23 protein-coding genes and 1 pseudogene are annotated in these 17526 nt (G+C 69.5%); 7 read left to right on the top strand and 17 right to left on the bottom strand.

Annotated features, from left to right (window positions below; genetic code table 11):
• Positions 1-14: 14 nt before the first annotated feature.
• Positions 15-641: a hypothetical protein gene (locus KVT44_RS44640; RefSeq protein ID WP_217573762.1), complete on the bottom strand. Its 627-nt coding sequence runs from the start codon at positions 639-641 to the stop codon at positions 15-17.
• A gap of 49 nt (positions 642-690) precedes the next feature.
• Here KVT44_RS44640 and KVT44_RS44635 point away from each other — a divergent pair, with 49 nt between their 5' ends.
• Positions 691-1098 carry a hypothetical protein gene (locus tag KVT44_RS44635; RefSeq protein WP_217573761.1) on the top strand — a complete coding sequence of 136 codons (408 nt, stop codon included), beginning with the start codon at positions 691-693 and terminating at the stop codon, positions 1096-1098.
• A gap of 6 nt (positions 1099-1104) precedes the next feature.
• Here the strand turns inward: KVT44_RS44635 and KVT44_RS44630 are convergent, their stop codons facing one another.
• The 7 genes from KVT44_RS44630 to KVT44_RS44600 form a co-directional block, all read right to left on the bottom strand.
• Positions 1105-1467 (bottom strand): hypothetical protein, encoded by a 363-nt coding sequence (locus KVT44_RS44630; RefSeq protein ID WP_217573798.1) that lies wholly within the window; start codon positions 1465-1467, stop codon positions 1105-1107.
• A 47-nt stretch (positions 1468-1514) separates the two neighbouring features.
• The gene (locus KVT44_RS44625) at positions 1515-1805 is read right to left on the bottom strand and encodes a hypothetical protein (RefSeq protein WP_217573759.1); all 291 of its coding nucleotides are present in this window, start codon (positions 1803-1805) and stop codon (positions 1515-1517) included.
• 120 nt (positions 1806-1925) lie between these two features.
• Positions 1926-2522, bottom strand: a complete 597-nt coding sequence (locus KVT44_RS44620; protein ID WP_217573757.1) for a phage tail protein — start codon at positions 2520-2522, stop codon at positions 1926-1928.
• A 55-nt stretch (positions 2523-2577) separates the two neighbouring features.
• The gene (locus tag KVT44_RS44615) at positions 2578-2979 is read right to left on the bottom strand and encodes a hypothetical protein (RefSeq protein ID WP_121415501.1); all 402 of its coding nucleotides are present in this window, start codon (positions 2977-2979) and stop codon (positions 2578-2580) included.
• Positions 2980-3269: 290 nt separating this feature from the next.
• Complete coding sequence (locus KVT44_RS44610) at positions 3270-3458, bottom strand: MerR family DNA-binding transcriptional regulator (protein ID WP_095853479.1); 189 nt, start codon at positions 3456-3458, stop codon at positions 3270-3272.
• Positions 3455-3967: a hypothetical protein gene (locus KVT44_RS44605; RefSeq protein ID WP_099921486.1), complete on the bottom strand. Its 513-nt coding sequence runs from the start codon at positions 3965-3967 to the stop codon at positions 3455-3457. The genes KVT44_RS44610 and KVT44_RS44605 overlap by 4 nt, the downstream gene beginning before the upstream one ends.
• The gene (locus KVT44_RS44600) at positions 3964-4275 is read right to left on the bottom strand and encodes a hypothetical protein (protein ID WP_308314281.1); all 312 of its coding nucleotides are present in this window, start codon (positions 4273-4275) and stop codon (positions 3964-3966) included. The genes KVT44_RS44605 and KVT44_RS44600 overlap by 4 nt, the downstream gene beginning before the upstream one ends.
• A 413-nt stretch (positions 4276-4688) precedes the next feature.
• On the opposite strand from KVT44_RS44600, the gene KVT44_RS44595 reads away from it, so the two are divergent.
• Both KVT44_RS44595 and KVT44_RS44590 read left to right on the top strand, forming a co-directional pair.
• Positions 4689-5057 carry a helix-turn-helix domain-containing protein gene (locus KVT44_RS44595; protein ID WP_254650757.1) on the top strand — a complete coding sequence of 123 codons (369 nt, stop codon included), beginning with the start codon at positions 4689-4691 and terminating at the stop codon, positions 5055-5057.
• 193 nt (positions 5058-5250) lie between these two features.
• Positions 5251-5736, top strand: coding sequence for a hypothetical protein (locus tag KVT44_RS44590; protein WP_217573755.1), 486 nt, complete (start codon positions 5251-5253; stop codon positions 5734-5736).
• Here the strand turns inward: KVT44_RS44590 and KVT44_RS44585 are convergent.
• Positions 5733-6587, bottom strand: coding sequence for a hypothetical protein (locus KVT44_RS44585; protein ID WP_217573753.1), 855 nt, complete (start codon positions 6585-6587; stop codon positions 5733-5735). The two genes, KVT44_RS44590 and KVT44_RS44585, sit on opposite strands and share 4 nt — an antisense overlap.
• A gap of 86 nt (positions 6588-6673) precedes the next feature.
• Here KVT44_RS44585 and KVT44_RS44580 point away from each other — a divergent pair, with 86 nt between their 5' ends.
• Positions 6674-7216 (top strand): hypothetical protein, encoded by a 543-nt coding sequence (locus KVT44_RS44580; RefSeq protein ID WP_308314280.1) that lies wholly within the window; start codon positions 6674-6676, stop codon positions 7214-7216.
• Here the strand turns inward: KVT44_RS44580 and KVT44_RS44575 are convergent.
• A complete protein-coding gene (locus tag KVT44_RS44575) occupies positions 7191-7379 on the bottom strand; it encodes a DUF397 domain-containing protein (RefSeq protein ID WP_217573751.1) in 189 nt (62 codons plus the stop codon). The genes KVT44_RS44580 and KVT44_RS44575 overlap by 26 nt on opposite strands.
• 2 nt (positions 7380-7381) lie before the next feature.
• Complete coding sequence (locus KVT44_RS44570) at positions 7382-8272, bottom strand: helix-turn-helix transcriptional regulator (protein WP_099921480.1); 891 nt, start codon at positions 8270-8272, stop codon at positions 7382-7384.
• A 568-nt stretch (positions 8273-8840) separates the two neighbouring features.
• Here KVT44_RS44570 and KVT44_RS58990 point away from each other — a divergent pair.
• Positions 8841-9029, top strand: a pseudogene (locus KVT44_RS58990) (M15 family metallopeptidase); the annotation flags it as partial.
• A gap of 24 nt (positions 9030-9053) precedes the next feature.
• Here the strand turns inward: KVT44_RS58990 and KVT44_RS44560 are convergent.
• The 3 genes from KVT44_RS44560 to KVT44_RS44550 are packed head-to-tail and all read right to left on the bottom strand — an operon-like array spanning position 9054 to position 12432.
• On the bottom strand, positions 9054-9908 hold the full coding sequence (locus tag KVT44_RS44560; protein ID WP_254650743.1) for a transglutaminase family protein: 855 nt from the start codon (positions 9906-9908) through the stop codon (positions 9054-9056).
• Positions 9909-9913: 5 nt separating this feature from the next.
• The gene (locus KVT44_RS44555; RefSeq protein WP_075033050.1) at positions 9914-10846 is read right to left on the bottom strand and encodes an alpha-E domain-containing protein; all 933 of its coding nucleotides are present in this window, start codon (positions 10844-10846) and stop codon (positions 9914-9916) included.
• Positions 10843-12432, bottom strand: coding sequence for a circularly permuted type 2 ATP-grasp protein (locus KVT44_RS44550; protein ID WP_190171323.1), 1590 nt, complete (start codon positions 12430-12432; stop codon positions 10843-10845). Before KVT44_RS44550 ends, KVT44_RS44555 begins: the two co-directional genes overlap by 4 nt.
• A gap of 360 nt (positions 12433-12792) precedes the next feature.
• Between KVT44_RS44550 and KVT44_RS44545 the strand changes: the two genes are divergently transcribed.
• Positions 12793-13851 (top strand): LuxR C-terminal-related transcriptional regulator, encoded by a 1059-nt coding sequence (locus KVT44_RS44545; RefSeq protein WP_217573749.1) that lies wholly within the window; start codon positions 12793-12795, stop codon positions 13849-13851.
• Here KVT44_RS44545 and KVT44_RS44540 read toward each other — a convergent pair.
• Entirely contained in the window at positions 13790-14803 is a 1014-nt protein-coding gene (locus KVT44_RS44540) for a helix-turn-helix transcriptional regulator (RefSeq protein ID WP_217573747.1), read from the bottom strand. The genes KVT44_RS44545 and KVT44_RS44540 overlap by 62 nt on opposite strands.
• A gap of 23 nt (positions 14804-14826) precedes the next feature.
• Positions 14827-15810 (bottom strand): helix-turn-helix transcriptional regulator, encoded by a 984-nt coding sequence (locus tag KVT44_RS44535; protein WP_099921473.1) that lies wholly within the window; start codon positions 15808-15810, stop codon positions 14827-14829.
• Positions 15811-16155: 345 nt separating this feature from the next.
• Here KVT44_RS44535 and KVT44_RS44530 point away from each other — a divergent pair, with 345 nt between their 5' ends.
• Positions 16156-16452, top strand: a complete 297-nt coding sequence (locus KVT44_RS44530) for a (2Fe-2S)-binding protein (RefSeq protein ID WP_075033054.1) — start codon at positions 16156-16158, stop codon at positions 16450-16452.
• Between the two features lie 595 nt (positions 16453-17047).
• On the opposite strand, the gene KVT44_RS44525 is transcribed toward KVT44_RS44530, so the two are convergent.
• Positions 17048-17461: a pyridoxamine 5'-phosphate oxidase family protein gene (locus KVT44_RS44525; RefSeq protein WP_180292913.1), complete on the bottom strand. Its 414-nt coding sequence runs from the start codon at positions 17459-17461 to the stop codon at positions 17048-17050.
• Between the last annotated feature and the right edge of the window lie 65 nt (positions 17462-17526).

Genomic DNA, 17526 nt, shown 5'->3' with positions numbered 1-17526 from the left:
CTTGTCGGAGTGGGTCAGGCCGCCACCGAAGCCATGGAATCCAACTTGGTCCGCACTCGTTCCAGGTCCGCACCCATGCCGTCCATCGAGCGTTTGATGGTTGCCCGCTGGGTCTTCACTTGTTCCGTCTTCTCTTCCGCCTTGTCGACCATTTGCTTGACCTTCGTATAGGCGTCGGTCGCCTTCTTGAGGGCCTTCGTCGCTTCCTTCTCCACATCGACGGCGCGCCGGCGTTCCGCCTCGGTCGCCCAGTTGGCGTTGCCGCTCGTCCTCGACAGGAGTCGCTGTGCGGTGTCCGCGGCGTTCTTGGCCCTGCGGCCGGCCGCTTCCGCGCGCTCGCTCAACCTGAGCAGCTTCTTGTCCTGAGCCTCGAGCTTGGCCTTCTCGTCCCGCGCGTACGGCCAGGTCCACTTCTGGACTCCGCCGATGACGATGCCCTTCTCGTCCATCTTGAACGCGGAGGCATCGATCTTGAGCGGGGTGAATCCGACCGCGGCAAATCCGGCTGCCACCTTCAGGACGTCCACCGAGGTGCTCAGGCCGTTCAGCTTGTGCTTGAATTTGTCCGCTTCGTCCTTCGTCCAGAAATACCAGACGCTGTCGTTGTTGTTTGCCGGTGTTCCTGCCACGTCAATCTCCAAGCTGCAGAAGGCACTTGTGGCCGATGGTGACGCATGCCATCATTGCCGAATGGATGCGCTGGCCTGGGTCTTCCTCTGTTTGTTTCTGTTCCCGCTGCCCTTCCTGCTCTGGTTCGGAGTGATTCCCCTATGGGTGAATCGACGACTGAAAAGAGTCGGGATAGAGGTGATGGGGCGATGTAGAAATGTCTCTGTCTCTGAAGACCGGTATTCCACGAGTTTTGAATTCGTTACGGAATCCGGAGAGGAGATCATCTACATCTCGCCGCTGAGCGGCACCGTCTGGGGAACTCCCGACGAAGAGGCGCCCATCGTGTACGACCCGAGCGCTCCGTGGCGCAGGGCGCGTAGTCGGCGCGAGCTCGATGCGCGTTCGGAGGCCTGGTTCTCGCTGTGGGTGCTGATCGCTCTGCAGACCCTCTTCGGTGCGGGATTCCTGCTCTATCTGAGCTACTGACCTCGGTCAGAGGAAGAACTGGACAAGCTGGTCCGCCGTTGGAGCGCCCTTTTCACCGGCTGTATCACCCGATGCTCCGTGCTCCGTGTCGGTCGGCTCGTTTCCCGGCCGGGGAATCGGTTCCGGGAAGTCCAGTGGTTCGCTGTCGTCGTCACGGTTGACGGTCGCGAACATCCAGTTCGCCTCCGCGAGTTGGTCGATCACGGTCGCGAGCAGGTAGTCGGTCGCCGTCCACTCGGCGGCTTCGCCGTGGAGTTCCTTCAGCAGTGCGCTGTCCCGCGGGAGATGCTGGACCAGGACCGACAGCCGGCGCGAGGAGAGGTGGCCGCGGTGCCAGTCCAGCAGGTCGACCCCGTAGTGGCGGAGCAGATCCGCCTCCAGGGCCTCGGCGTGCTCTTCGACGAGCTCGCCGAGGCTCAGTCTTCCCCCAGGCCCAGCCCCGTCTCCTTGCCGTAGGCCTCCAGGATGGCCGCGATGTCCTGCATCGTGACGTCGTGCTTCTCGAAGCGAGCGAACTGCCGCTCCCCGAGCAGCAGTTGCAGCAGCCCGTCCACGTCGTTGTCGTCGAGGTCGCGCAGCTCGCGCGCGGTCGTACGGGTCAGCTCGGTCGGCAGCTCGAAGCTGTCGTCGTCGAGTTCGAAGGTCCAGCTGCGCCCGAGCGCCTCCAGGCGCTGGGCGCGGGCCGCGTTGACGTTGAATCCGGCCATCGGGGATCTCCCTTGTCAGATGTACGTGGATGGGGGCCGGGGCGACGGGTGGGGGAGCCCGCCGCCCCGGGTGACGAGCCCTACGGGGCGCCCGTCACGGAAGGTGGATCGGAAGGTCCGTCACAGGGCGGCGTACGCCTTGTCCTTCATGATCCACTTGGCCAGTTCGCGGTTGGCGGTCTCCGCCTCCAGCGCGGTGAAGGTGACGCCGAGCTTCACCGACCCGGTCCGCGTGAAGCCCATCTCCTCGGTCTCGGTGACCTGGCCGCGCGGCAGGATGAAGCGGTACACGGCGTCCGTTCCGTCCGTGAACTCGATGCCGAGCGCCCGCTCGTCCTTGGCCGGCGTGCTCGGGACCAGGAACTCGTAGGTGTCCACGACCGCGGTGCCGCCGACCGAGGTCTGCGCGATGTTGGTGGCCGGGATGCCCATGAAGAAGGAGAGCGTGCTCTTGTTCATCTGGAGCAGCTGGAACTTCACGGTCAGATCGCGGTCGGAGTAGATGAAGCGAGCCGGGCTCGCCGACTGCCAGGTGTCGACCGGGTCGATCTTGTCCTTCTTGTTGAGCTTGATGCCGTCGGTGGAGGTGTACCCCAGCTCCACCCAGCCGGTCGGCCAGGCGTCGTCGGACTTGACCGGCGCGGTGGTGCCGGCGGGGGCGACGAGGACCCGGCCGGTACCGGCGACACGGATTTCCTTACCGTTGTTCGTAGCCATGCGAACTCCTTGTGTACGTAAGGGACGTGAGGCCCTGGTTCGAGGTGGGGCGGGCTCAGCCGAGGCGCAGCAGGAGCCGGATCGTTGAGCGGTAGCGGTTGGCGGCCGAGCGGGTGTAGTCGGGCAGCCAGCGCGGCCCGTCGGCCTCGGAGACGTCGACGACGGCCGCGGAGCCGTACACGGTGTCGGCCAGCTCCAGCACACAGGCACGGGCGGACAGCGCCACGGTGTGCGCCGTGGGCTTGTCCGGGCCGTACACCTCCAGGTCGAGCAGCGGCTGGTCGAGATGCTGGTCGTCGACCCAGGCGCCGCCCATGTGCGAGACGAGGACGACCTTCTGGGTGCCGTCGAACCCGGCGGGCGGCCGGCTGTCGACGACGACACCGGTCAGCTCGGCCCGGTTCTTGAGGAAGTCGACGACGAGTTGCTCGGCGTCGGGAAAGGTCAGGATGGCCACATGGACGCTCCCTTCGGGGCCCGGCTTCGTGCCGGGCGGGGCCCGTTTCCGGGCAACGCAAAGCGGCAGGTCCGTCGCCCCCGCTGAGGGTGGGCGCAGCTCTGCCGCTGCATCGAGTGTGACGCGACCCCGCGGATCGTGCAACTGGTCTATTCGCATGGGGTATTCACTCGGCATGGTCGGCATGCACCCACGCGCCATGCGCCCGGTCGGCAGCGCGCGCCGCCGACCGGGGTGGACGACAAGGGCCCCGCCGCATCGCGCGGCGGGGCCCTCGGGCGTGCGGAAGGTCAGCGGTCGGCGCCCGCCCGGTGCGTCGCGCGTTCCGCCGCGAAGACGTCCTCCAGGCGGTAGAGCCGGCGTCGGCCCCGGGTGTCCGCCGGGCGCAGGTGGCCTCGCTGGACCCATTTGCGGATCGTGGCCGTGGAGACCCCGGCCTCGTCCGCCGCCAACTCGGTGGTGATCAGCGGGGAGTTCATGATCCCTCCGGCACGAGTACCTGTCCGCACACGGGATTGACGCAGCGCACCTCGGCGCGTTCCGGGAAGGCCCGGAGAGAGACCGAGTCGCAGGCGGGGCAGCGGCCCGGCAGCCGTACCAGTTGTTCGGGGTCGCCGAGCGCCCGTGCGCAACGGGCGGCCATGCGCCGGGTCTCGTCCTCCACATGCGCGGCGAGGACGGAGTCCGCGGCGACGCGCTCCAGCAGGCCGGCGATCCGGCGCAGCCGCACCGGGACGGGGGCGGGCGGCACGGCCCGCAGCCCGAGCCGTTCCCGTACGGCCTCCTCCAGTTCGACCACTCCGTCGGTGATGTCCCGTACGGCGTCCGAGATGTGCAGCCGTACGGGCAGTGTCGTCCCCGCGACGGGCCCGCCCCCGCGGCGCTCCCGCAGCCCCCCGTGGGCAGCGGGAGCCAACTCGTCGACGAGGTCGGGGAAGCGGCGGACGAGCGAGGCGATCCAGACGGCACCGGGCAGTTCGCGGTTCATCGGGCGGCTCCCCCCGGTGCGCCCTGCGACATCCCACGGGGCACCTCGCGCCCGTTGCGCCACAGCCGTCCCCCGCTCACTCCGTCGAACCAGGTGTGGGCGGGGTCGACGACCGCCTCGCATTCGTGACGGATCGGGCACTGATTGCAGGCGCGCAATACCGGCTCGGCCTCGGAGGGGATGCGGGTGAACACGGAGTGTTCGGGAAGATCGGTGCAGGCTGCGGCGCGGCGCCAGTCCAGCTCTTCGCGTGTCGAGGGAAAGCGCCAGGTCGCGGTGGTGGCGGGTGTGGTCGAGTGGTTGGGCACGTGCAACCCCTCCCCAGGTATGGGAACATATGTTCGACAGTTGCGGACGCGCGATCAGAGTTGCATGGTGCGAGCGCGTGCGCAAGTGACTACGCTCCGGAGTCGCCCTCGACCGGAATCAGGGTCGAAGTCGGGGCCGGGGTCAGCCCGGGAGGTGTCGACAGCGCCTGTATCAGCCGCGTATGCCGCAATGAGAGCGCCCGCGCATGTCAGAACTTTACGAATGCGTGCGAGCGCGCACTCCCAGAGGTGCGCGCGCGCTCGGTACTCTTCCCTCGCGACGAGGGGAGAGCCACCACATGGGTGCAAGCTCGTGGGCCAACGCCTACAACGACCAGGGCCATCGCGCCGACAGTGGCCGAACGCCCAGGGCCGACGGCCTGGAGGAGTTCGCGGTCTGGATAGAAGGACTGATGCGCAGGCGTGGCTACGACATCGACAGCCCGCGGGGTGGTGGCAAGTCCAAGCTCGCCGACGACGCGGGGGTCCACCGGGCCGCGGTCAGTCGGCTGTTGCAGCGGCAAAGCATGCCGGACCTGGAGACGATGCGCCGGTTGGCGACAGTTCTGGCCGTTCCCTTGCGGGACATGTTGATCCGGTCCGGTCGGCTGTCGGAGGACGATCTTCCGCTCGACCCGCGGATCGGCGAAACCGCCGGGGGCCCGGCTGCGTCACTCAGCCCGGCGGAGGCGGCACGGCTGCTCGGGGTTCCGTCGGAGCTGCAAGAACTTTTCGTGAAGGTGGTCGGCCAGTTCCTGCCGGAGGAACGCAGACGAGAGTGACGCTTCGGCAGGGGGATTCGGAGCAGCGGTGAAGAAGGGTGTGCAGGTGGGGCACGGGCACGAGGGGGGAGACCCGCATGCGCGCGACCCGCGTGCGCGTGGTTCGCACGACTCACACGACTCGCACGCACGTGATCCACGCCCACCGGAGGAGGAAGCGGACGGACCGGCCTCCGTACCGGATCCGGACGCCGTGGCGTACACCGTGGGCGGCCTGCTGATCGAGCTGGGGGAGAAGATCCGGCGGGCCGGTACGGACGGCGTGCGCATCCTCACCGATGACGAGGTGCAGCGGGACCAACTGGCCTGGTTCCGCGCGGGCTGGACCGAGCATGCCAGAGCGACGTCCCCCGACCGCCCCGATGGCGACCGGCCCGACGGCCCCGAGCCCTCCAACGGCCCCGGCCAGCACCCGGACAGCGAGGGCTTCCCCGTGCCGCCGGCACGACTGCTCCGCTTCCCCGAGCGGCAGCCGGAGGACCACGACCACCAGGACGAGCGGCGCTCCCGCTATGCCGAAGGCCCTCAGGAACACCACAAGGCCGATGAGTTACGGCTGCCCGTGGCGGGCGCGGGCGAGCCCCGCGTTCGCGACCTGATGCCGCACCGGCCGCGCTTACGGCGATTACGGGAGGGCGAGGACGAGGACAACGGGGGAAAGGCGCCGGACGGGCCCTAGAGCGCGGACAGCAGGATGATGAGGGAGACGGGTGGGTACGCGGCGGTCGCCGCTGTGACGGGCAGGCCCAGGAGCACATACGCCAGGACGGAGAGCGTGCGTACGGCGGGCCCGTCGCGCGTGGTCATCCGCTTCGGGGCGCAAGGGTCGTAGGTCACCTCGATCCGCTCCGGATCAGTCCCCATGAGTCGGCCGCTTCCGCTGAACGTCCGCTCCGAGCCTGCCACGTCGGCGAACGAGTACGTCTTGATGAGTACGTCGCCGACGTAGTCGCTGTCCTTGTAGACGGCGAGGACGCGGCGGCGCAGCAGCCACCAGTCCACCGTGGCCCGGTACACGATGTGCGTGAGCGCGCACCCGACGAGGAACGGTGCGTAGGAGGTGACCCAGAGGAGGACGAGCGTCCACTCCCCGGTGGCCGCGGCGAGAGCCGTCCCGAGCGCGAACAGCGCGCCGAACGCCCATTGCACCCTACGCTCGCGGGATGTCGTCCAGCGGTCCTTCCGTTCCGTCCGCGGTGGCACGGGCACGGTGGTCACCAACGTCGCCCTGTCCGCACGCGGTTCGGCGGCGTCCCGGACGGGCAGCGCGGCGTTGACCGCGTCGGCGAACGCGGTCGCGGCGGTGGTACTCGGTGGGCTCAGCGTGTGGACGACGGGGGTGGCGCCGGCGGAGGTCAGGACGATCCCGATGACGCGCCGCCTCGATCCTCCGCCTGTACGGACGGTCTCGATCGCGGCGAGGGGGATACGCAGTCGATTCCCTCTCCGGTCCAACAGGACGGCGTCCCGCTCGAAGAGGGCCGTGGTACGGCGGGCGCGCAACACCAGTTCCGTCACGAGGAGCAACATCAGGCACCTGTACGTGTGTTCGACAGTCCTGACTCTCACGTCCCGGCTGAACCAATCCGGGCCCGCCGGTGTCTCAGAGGGCGACCGTGTTTGTCGTACTTGATGTGCTCGTCGTGCTGGAGGCGTCCGTGGCCATGATCGGCCTGTTCTGGATCACCAAGGAGAGCGTGTATGTGGGCGCCGAGCCCGAGGGGTACGGGCGCGGGGTGCGGCTCACCCGGGAGGGGCTGGAGGCCGTGGGTACGGGCCAGAAGGGCTTCTGGTCCTGGGCGGACGTGCGTGCGGTCACCGTCCACTACGCGAAGGTGCGCTCGAGCACACGGTGGCTGGTGGGCAGCATGGTGGACACCGTCGTCGACCTGTCGATGGGCGGGGGCGACGCGCCGTCCGCCTTCGAACTCCACGTCCAGACGGACGAGGAGAAGGCTGAACTCACGGTGTACACCGCCCCCGTCGGGGGCTACGTGCAATCCGAGTACGAACTGTCGGTGGCACTGCTGGAACGGTTCGCGCAAGGTACGGCGGATGTGGGCCGGCTGTTGGAGTGGGGCAGCGTGGAGGGCGGCGGCGTGACGCCCTTCCGAGCCGCCCGCGAGGCGCTGCTCAGGAGCTGGGCCGCCGCGGCTTGATGTGCTGGAGGAGTGCGGCGAGCTGGTCGGGGGTGGTGGTGAGTACGGTGCCGGGGTCGTCGCTCTCGCGTAGGCGGATCGTTCCGTCGGGGGCGACGGCGACGAACACGCAGTTCGCTTGGTCTTCGCTGAACGACGACTTCTGCCAGGCGAGTACGGACATGGTCAAGCCTCCTGAAGGTTGTAGAGCAGGTGCTGGAGCAGTGCCAGGGAGTCGCGGGACTCATGTGTGGACGCCGGTACGGCCGGGTCCAGGGGCGGTAGAGCCGCAGTGCGAAGGCGGTCGAAGCGGGTCCGGTACTTCAGGACGGCTTCGCCTTCGTGGACGTAGAGCGTTGCGGCCGGATTTTCGACGAGGACCGTTTCCAGAGCCGACCCGTGGGAGTCGGCGAGCAGGAACGGAGTGCTGAAGGCGGACAGCCCTTCGGCAGTGAACGGCAACACCTGGATCGTGACGTGCGGCAGTTCCGCGACGCGGATCAGATGCAGAAGCTGCCTGCGCATGACGGTCACGCCGCCGAACCGCACGTGCAGGGCGGCCTCGTGGATCACCGCGTGCAGGGCCGGGGGCTCCGCCTGTCTGAGGATCTGTTGCCGCTCCATGCGGAACTGGACGGCCCTCTCCAGGTCGTCGTGCGGCCGCTCGCTGGAGCGGAAGATGGACCGGGTGTACTCGGGTGTCTGCAGGATTCCCGGGATGAAGAGGGACTCGTATGAGAAGAGCGAGTCGGCAGCCGCTTCGAGCTCCGCCAGATCCAGGATGGGCTGGCTGAACGTGCGGCGGTACTCGGTCCACCAGCCTTTGCCGCTGTCCTCACCCATCGCCACCAGGGCCTCGACCAAAGGTTCCCGTGTGCACCCGTAAGCGTGACAGAGAGCGCGCAGTTTGTCCGCCGGAATCGCGGTGCGGCCGGCTTCGACGTGGCCCAGATGCGCCCGGCCCATGCCGATGAACGCACCACCCTCCGTCACGGAGTAGCCCGCCTGCTCCCGCATCTTCCGCAACTCTGCGCCGAGACGCCGTTGCCGTTCGGTGGTGCTGCTGCGCAGTGCCAACGCGCTTCCCTTTCCTGCTGGTTGGCGCCAGACTGCCCCGCCTGGGCTGTGAGGGCCACCTAATCCGGCGAATGGGTTGCACGTGGTAACCCTCATTCCGGCATCCAGCCGGAGTCGGACAATGCCATCGTGGGCGTACGTCAGGAGCTGATCCCTCCATGGAAGCTGCCGCAGGGCCCCACCGCCCCGCTCAACTCGCCTACGACTACAGCCTCTTCGCCCCCGCCGACGCCACCGCCCCCAAGGTCTGCCGGGACTTCGTACGCGCCGTACTCCTCACGCTCGACCGCGAGCCCCTCGTGCTGCCCGCGACCTTGTGCACCTCGGAACTCGTCACCAACGTCCACCTGCACACCAAGGGCACCACCATGCTCCGCGTCCAGCTCAGCCCGGCCCGGCTGCGGGTCAGCGTGTACGACGAGAGCCACGACGCGCCGGTCACACCCGAGACAAAGACCACCGCCTGCCGGGGCCGAGGCCTCGCACTGGTCGCCGAGGTCGCCGACCTGTGGGGCGTGGCCGCCGATCGGGCCGGGCGGTTCGCGAAGGGGGTGTGGTTCGAACTGGTTACACGGACGCGGAGGGGATCGGGCGGCGGGCGCGGGCCAACCGGCGATTGCTCGGCGACGTACTCACCGCCGGCGGGCTCGTCAACTACCCAACCGAATGGTGGCACTGGTCGTACGGCGACCGGTACTGGGCGCTCGGCAGCGGCGCCCCGCACGCGATCTACGGCCCCCGGGAGCTCAGCGACTGAACCCCCGGGGTACCGAAGGCATCCTCACGCCACCCGCGTGAACTCCACCGTCACCTCCGGTGGGCCCCCGGCCACGCCTCGGTAGATCCCCTTGTGCGGGGTGACGTCGTCGTAGTCGCGGCCGCGGCCGACCACGACGTGGGACTCGTCGGCCCGGGTGCTGTTGGTGGGGTCGTAGCCGATCCAGTCGCCGGCCCAGTACTCGATCCAGGCGTGGCTCTGGCCGGCGACGGGGCGGTGGAGTTCGGCATCACGTTCGGGGTGGAGGTAGCCGGAGACATAGCGGGTGGGCAGGCCCAGGCCGCGCAGGAGGGCCGCCGTCAGGTGGGTGATGTCCTGGCAGACGCCCGCGCCCTGCTCCCAGGCCTCCATGGCGCCGGTGTTCACGCCGGTGGCGCCGGGGAGGTACGAGACCTGGTCGGTGACCATGGCCGAGACCGCGACCGCCGTCTCGTGGGGGTCCAGGCCCGTCGACGCCAACCTCGCCCGCTCCACCAACTCCCGCGTCACCGTCGTACGGCCGGTCGGGGACGAGTACTCCAGGAGGCGGGAGTTCGCCGTCGTTCTGGCGACCTCCGCCCAGGTCGGCGCGGGGGCCGGCGGGCCCGGTGGCGCCGTTTCCACCAGGCTCGACGCCGTGATGGTCAGGTCCTCGTGCGGTTCTATCAGGTCGAAGCCCGTGACCTGGGTGCCCCAGTAGTCCCAGTACGACCAGGTGGGCGTGGTCGGGTTGACCGTGACCCTGGCGTCCAGGGTCGTCTGGCCGGGGAGCGTCAGGGGGGTCATGCGGACCTCGTTGTGGGAGGAGACCGCGGCCTGCGCGTACGAGACGCGGGTGGTGTGCCGGATCCGCAGCCGGCGTGTCACGGGAGTGCTCATCGCGCTCACGCTCCTTCCTGGGCCCACTCGACGGGCCCCTGGTACGGGAAGAACCTCTCCGCCACCGCCTCCGCCGAGGCCGTGCACGCTTGTTGCAGGTCACGCAGGAGCAAGGGGAGCTGTTCCTCCAGGGCCGCCAGGTCCAGGTATTCCAGGCGGGTTCTCATGCGGCCTATCGGGCGGCGGGCCGGGTCCTGACGGGGGCGGCCGAGGGCGGCGAGGCACTCCTCGGCGGTGGTGAGCGCGTGCAGCGCGGACCGGGGGAAGTCCCGGTCGAGGAGGAGGAATTCGGCCACTCTCGGGGTGTCGCCGAAACCGCCGTACACCCGGGCATACGCCTCGTCCGCGCCGCTCGCGCTCAGCAGTGTCGGCCAGTCGGGGGCGTGGGCGGCGTCCAGCACGCGGACGGAGAGGAGCCGTACGGTCATGTCCACCCGCTCCAGGCTCCGGCCCAGCACCACGAAACGCCAGCTGTCGTCGCGGCTCATCGTGGAGTCCGCGAGGCCGAAGAAGAGGGCGGCCCGGCGGCGTACCAGCTCCAGGTACGCGTACGGGCCCGTACGGCGGGCCGCGAGGCGCTGGTCGGCCAGCGCGTGCCAGGTGGAGTTGAGGCACTCCCACATCTCGGAGGAGACGGCCTCGCGGGCGCTGCGGGCGTTGAGGCGGGCGGCTCCGAGCGCGCCCTCGATGGAGCAGGTGGAGCGGGCGTCGAAGGCGAGCTGGTCCAGGACCTGTTGCATGTCGACGCGTTCGGCGCCCGCGTCGACGCCGAGGATGGCGTACAGGGAGCGGCAGGCCACGTCCTCGTCGCGCCAGGGGTCCTCGAGGAGGCGGTGGAGGTAGGCGTCGAGGATGCGGCCGGTGGCGTCCGCCCGCTCGACGTAACGGCCCGTCCAGGTCAGGGCCTCGGCTATGCGGGAGAGGATCACGTCGTTCACTGCTGTTGTGCCCCTTCCTGTACGACGCCACGGGCGCCGTCGGGTCCGAGCTGGCGCGGGACCACGTCCAACGCCGTACCGCCGGCGTCGGGGTCCTCGGCGATGGGGGTCCCCCCTGTTCGAGCGAAGTCGAGAACTTGGGGGAGCTCGGCGGGGCCCTCCGCCAGCACCCAGGTGTCCTTGGAGCCGCCGCCCTGGCTGGAGTTGACGATGAGGTTGCCCTCCTGGAGGGCGACCCGGGTGAGGCCGCCGGGCAGCACCCAGACGTCCGTGCCGTCGTTGACGGCGAACGGGCGCAGGTCGATGTGGCGGGGCGCCATCCGGTCGCCCGCGAGGGTGGGCGAGGTGGAGAGCGCCACGGGCCGCTGCGCGATCCAGCCACGCGGGTCGGCGGCGACGGCCGCCCGGGTGCGCTCCAGGGTGTCCCGGTCGGCCTTGGGGCCGATGACGATCCCCTGGCCGCCCGCCCCGTCCACCGGCTTGATCACCAGCTGGTCGATCTGGTCGAGGACGGCGTCCAACTGGCCCGGTTCGTCCGGACGGTAGGACTCCACGTTCGGGAGAACGGGCTCCTCGCCGAGGTAGTACCGGATCAGATCGGGTACGTACGTGTAGAGGAGTTTGTCGTCGGCGATGCCGTTGCCCACGGCGTTGGCGAGCGTGACGGTGCCCGCCTGGGCGGCGCTGAGAATGCCCGGGCAGCCGATCACCGAATCGGGCCGGAAGTGCAGCGGATCGAGGAAGTCGTCGTCGAGCCGTCGGTATACGACATGCACCGGCATCTCGCCCCGCGTGGTCCGCATCCAGACACGGTTGTTCCGGCAGGCGAGGTCGTGCCCCTCGACCAGCTGCACCCCCATCAGCCGGGCCAGCAGGGCGTGTTCGAAGTAGGCGGCGTTGCTGGGACCGGGCGTGAGGACGACGACCCTCGGGTCGCCGACCCCGTCGGGCGCGGCGGCGCGCAGGGCCGCCAGAAGTCTCTGCGCGTAGCCGTCCACGGGGACGACGTGCTGTTCGGCGAAGAGGGACGGAAAGATCCTGGTCATCGCGCGCCGGTTCTCGATGACGTACGAGACCCCGGACGGCACGCGGACGTTGTCCTCCAGGACCCGGAAGTCCCCGGCCTCGTCCCGTACGAGATCGATGCCGGCGACGTGGATCCGTACGCCGCCGGGTGGCTCGATCCCGTGTGCCGCCCGGTGGAAATGGGGTGAGTTGAGCAGGAGACGCCAGGGCACGACCCCGTCCTCGAAGGCGCGGCAGGGCCCGTAGGCGTCGGAGAGGTAGGCCTCCAGGGCCCTCACCCGTTGGGAGACCCCCCGTTGGACGAGGTCCCATTCGAGGGCGTCGAGGATCCTGGGGACCAGGTCCAGCGGCCAGGGGCGCTCCTCGCCCGCGAAGGCGTAGGTCACGCCACGGTCGGTGAACGCGCGGGCCATCTGGTCGGCCCGGAAGCGCAGTTCACCCGGTTCGATCGGCTGCAGGGCGGCCAGTACCGGCTCATAGGCGGTCCTGACTTCACCCGGCCGCTCAAACATCTCGTCCCACGCATCGGCCAACGCGTACGCGTCAAATATGTCCGCCATGGCCCGACGGTAGGTGCGGTACGTAACGTACCGATCACTCGACGATTTCCGGCAGCTCACGCGATCCGGACAGGGGCCGCGGAGCCCTGGCCGGACGAGGAGTGTCCGGCCAGGGCGGGCCAGGACGCCGTGTCGCCCCGGTGAACCGGGTCCACCATGGCATCGGGTCGCGCCACCCGACCACCGTCATCTTGTTGCAGAGCGCCGTGCGGAGGTGGGGATATTTCCGTACGTACATGGGCGAGAGGGGGCGTGCGAAGGGCGCAGCCGTGTTGCGATGGCGGTCGGGTCCGCGCATAGTTGCGCTGCGGACGGCGCGGAGGCGTCGCCTCGCGAGGATGCTGGAGCCAGGGGTGGAAGATGGCCGGGCACAGGAGGGACAGGCATCCGCACGGCGCTGACCGACTGTGCGAGGCCGGGGACCGGGTGTACTCCCGGGCCGTGCGGCGCGGACGCGTGCCGCGCGAGGACGCCGAGACGGTGCCCTGTCTTGTCGAGTTGGCGCTGCTGCATCCGGACCCCGACGACATGGGGTGGCTGGTGCCGACCTCGCCGCAGGAGGTCATGACACGGCTGCTGCGCGGGGTGTACGAGGAGGTCAGCGCGAGCCAGACGCGGGTGGGCGACGCGGTGGCCGCGTTCGAGTGGTACGCCGGTCTGGGCGGGCGCGTCCAGGCACCCACGGAGGGTGTGGCGATCCGCGTGCTCGACGGACTGCCCCGGATCCGGGCCGCGATGGACGAGGCGACCGAGGCGTGCGCGACCGAGGTGCTCACCGTGCAGCCCGGCGGCATCCGTCGCGAGGACGAACTCTCCGAGGGACTGCACCGGGCGCTGGAGATGCGCCGGCGGGGCGTGCGGATGCGCGACCTGTACACGCACGTGGCCCGGCACGGCCAGGGCCTGCACAACTACATGGAGCTGATGGGCGACGCGGCGGAGGCCCGCACCCTCGACGAAGTCGTCGAGCGCCTCATCCTCTTCGACCGCAAGGTGGCCTTCATCCCGGCGAACGCGGACCGCACGATCGCCCTGGAACTGCGCCACCCCGCCCTCGTCGACTACCTGGTCACGGTCTTCGAGCGGCTGTGGCGCCTCGCGATCCCGCTCGCCGCGCCGCTCCCGGAGACCGGCATCGACGGCATCACCCACCGCGAGCGGTCCATCGCCGCGCTGCTGGCGGAGGGACACCAGGACGCGGTGGTCGCGGAGCGGCTGGGGATCAGCGTCCGTACCTGCCGCGCGCACATCGCGCGCCTCTCGGAGACCCTGGGCGCGGCGAGCCGTACGCAGTTGGGGGTGCGGATCGCGCAGGCGGGGCTGGACGGGCCGCCGCGCTCCCCGGAACTCCAGACACTCACCGCTCCCGGCTCGGCTCCTGGTCCTGTTCCTGATCCAGAATCCCCGACCGGCCTATGAGATAGCCGAGTTGCGCCCGGCTCTCACTTCCCAGGGTCGCGGCGAGTTTGGCGATGTGGACGCGGGCGGTACGGACGTTCATGCCGAGGCGGTCGGCGATGGTGGAGTCGGTGTGGCCTTCTATGAGGAGGCCGGCGATGGCGCGCTGGCGTGGGGTGATGCCGTTCAGGGACGGGCGTTGGACGGCTTGGGGGTACATGGGGGTGGCCAGGCGCCAGAGGCGGTCGAAGGTGGTGACGAAGTAGTCGACGAGGGCGGGGTGGCGGACTTCCAGGGCGAGGGAGCCGTCCTTGTTGGCGGGGATGAAGGCGATGGTGGAGTCGACGACGATGAGCCGGTCGGTGACCTCGTCGAGCGAACGGGCCTCGGCGTCGCCTCTCAGCTGCTCATAGCGGGCGAGGAGGGACGGGGCGTGTCGGAGCGTGTGCTGGTAGAGGGTGCGGATGCGGCCGCCGCGGCTCAGCAGATCCTGGTCGCGGGTCAGGGAGCGGGCCTGCGCCACCGCGCTGCGCCGACCGGTGTGGCCGGTGTGCGGCTGGATGCACAGGAGTTCCCGGGTCGCTTCGGCCATGGCTTCGGTGATGGCCCGGTTGATCCGGTCCGAACCGCTGAGGACCCTGAGCATCGGGGTGTCCGACGCGGATGACGTGTGCCGGCCGTCGATACGCATGAGGGGCTCGAACACGGCGGCCAGCCGGGCCTCGCGCCGCCGCTCGTCCGCGATGCGCTCCTCGATGTCGCGCAGCAGCTGGTGGAGTGAGACGGCCGGGGCCGTGGGTTCCAGCCACTCCAGGTCCTCGATGCTCGGGTGGAGCAGGCCGAGGTCGATCAGGCAGGGGACGTCGTTGGCCTCATGGGTGAGTACGCCGCCGTCGCGTAACGCGCGTTCGTACAGGGCGCGGCCGGCCTCGCACATCTCGTCCACTGCGTGGCTGTGTGCCTCGGCTGTCATGTGTGGTGCACCTCCTCGCTGGTTCAGCGATCCTGGTCCAGGATCCCCGACTGCGCGATGAGGAAGCCGAGTTGGGCCCGGCTGCCGCTGCCGAGGGCGGTTGCCAGCTTGGCTATGTGGGCGCGGCAGGTGCGGACGTTCATGCCGAGGCGGCGGGCGATGGCCTCGTCGACGTGCCCCTCCACAAGGAGTTTGGCGATGGAGTGCTGGATCTCCGTGATGCCGTCGGGGGCCGTCTCGTAGGGGGCGCCGGCGCTCAGCGGGACGGACCGGCCCCACATGAACTCGAAGACCTTGATCAGGTAGCGGACGAGTCCCGGGTTGCGGAGTTCCAGGGCGACTTGCTGGTCGTCACGGGTGGGGATGAAGGCGACGGTCTCGTCGCAGATGATCAGGCGCTCGACCAGCTCGTCGATGGTGCGGTACTCCACCTTGCCGTTCGAGAGCTGCTCCACGTAGGCCAGCCGCTCCAGGTCGTAGCGGACCGTGTGCTGATAGAGCGTCCGGATGCGCACCCCGCGCTCGGTCAGCGGCCGGTCGCGCTCCAGCCCCTGGAGGACGCTGCGTTCGGAGAACCGGTTGCTCGGCTGGACCGTGAGCATCTCGGTCTGACACTGGGCCGTGGCCAGGTTGAGCGCCGCGTTGATGCGGTCGCCGCCCTCCAGCACCGTGATCGAGTGCGTGGTCGCCGTCGTCTGTGTGCTGAGCGCCATGAACGGCTCGAAAGCATCGGACAGTTCGATTGACCAGCGCCTGCGCTCGGCTATCTCCTGCTCTAGGGGGTTGAGCCGCTGAGCCAGGGCGACTGCCGGAGGTACGGGTCGCAGCCAGTCCGGGTCATCGGGATCAGGGTGAAGAAGGGACAATTCCATCAGACAGGAAGCCGACTTTACGTCTTCGCGGGCGATACGTCCGGTGCGCAGGGCATGCGCATAAAGTCGGCCACCTTCCTCACACAGTTCGGTCACCGCATGGGGATGTGTCGCTTTAGTCCGATTCGTTGTCAAATCTCCACCCCCCAGGGTCCTGAACGTGCAGGAACATGATGCACCGATTGTGTGGCCATGACGTGCCCGAATGAGCCATCGTCGTATCCGACGGGGGAAGAGGGGACCTTCAAGTGAGGACGAAGCCGACTATGCGTAACAGAATGCTTCGCTCGGTGCTTGTCGCTGCCTTCTCTGCCGTTGTGGCCATCGGAGCTCTGAGTGGCCTATCCGGTACGAAGAGCGACATGCGAGCGGACAGCAAGTGGCCGGCGGTTGCCGTGTCCACCACGCCCGTGGACACGGCAGAGGGAGCTGGAGGCTGACGTGACCACTCCACCCGACGACCGCTCCTTCCGTCGAGAAATGGCCACCGCCTACCGCTCTGGATGGCACTTCATCGACCTGGCCACCGCCATTCCCCACAGTGGCGACTCGTTGATGGTGACGGTGTTCGGAGAGCCGGTCGTCGTCACCCGGGATGACGACGAGGACGTCCGGGCGTACCGGTGTCTGCGGCGCCCGCGCGGCGCGCCGCAGCCCGTGCGATGTGCCATTCGGTACGGAATGATCTTTGTGAACCTCGATCAGCGTGACCACCAGCTGGCCGAGCCGGAAGTCCCGGACGTAAGGACCATCTCAGCCACCCCCCGCAGTGCCTGACGCGATTCCCCCGTCGTAGTAGATCGCGCAGGTACTTCCCCCCGCAGCGGCGTCACCGTGACCTGAACACGGTGACGCCGCTGCAGTTTTGGGCGAAAGATCCAGGTATCCGCCCATCTTCATGCCATCTCCACAACGGCTGAAATCAGCCGGGCCTCACGACCGGGGTCGTTCGGCGGGGTCCCGCGCCCGGAGCCGGTCAGTCGGACCTCGCGCCCGGGACCGGTCAGTCGGACCTCGCGCCCGGGACCGGTTAGCCGGATTCCACGCCCGGGTCGTTCGGCCGGGTCCCATGCCCGCGGCCGGTCAGTCGGATTCCGCGCCCGGAGCCGGTCCGCCGGACCTCGCGCCCGGGACCGGTCAGTCGGATTCCACGCCCGCGGCCGGTCGGCCGGACCCCGCGCCGGGGGCCGGTCAGCCGGACCTCGCCCCCCGGGGCCGGTCAGTCAGACCCCGCGCCCGGGACCGCTCAGCCGGGTCCCGCGCCCGCAGCCGGACCGCGCGCCCGGGACCGGTCAGTCGGATTCCACGCCCGCGGCCGGTCGGCCGGGTCCCGCGCCCGCGGACGGTCGGCCGGACCCGGGCCCGGGACCGGTCAGCCGTGTCCCATTGCCGAGGTCAGTGTGATCTCGATCGCCACACGGTCGGGGTTCGGTGAGGGCACCCTCCCGTACCGCTCCGCGTACCGCCGCTCCGCCTCCGCGACGCGCGTGGGGTCCGTGGCGATCCTCGCGCGCCCCTCCAGCGTCGCCCACCGGCGCCCGTCCACCTGGCAGACCGAGACGCGTGCCCCCTGCGCCCCCGCGGCCAGTACGTGCCCCACCTTCGCGCTGGACTTGTTGGTGATCACCCGAGCCAGGCCCGCCTCGGGGTCGTATGTAACCCCGACGGGCACGACGTGCGGGCTGCCGTCCGCCCGGAGGGTGGTGAGGGTGCACAGATGGCGTTCCCGCCAGAAGGTGAGGTACGCGGGGTCGGGATCGTGTGGGTCCACCGGGTATGCGCTCATGGTCGGAAATGTATCCCCACCCGTGCGCGCCATGCCTTCCCCGGCCATCCTTGAGTGGAATAGAC

This window comes from Streptomyces sp. GbtcB7, assembly GCF_019091445.1.
GTDB classification, from domain to species: Bacteria; Actinomycetota; Actinomycetes; order Streptomycetales; family Streptomycetaceae; genus Streptomyces; species Streptomyces mirabilis.
This window is presented reverse-complemented; position numbering and strand designations above follow the sequence as displayed.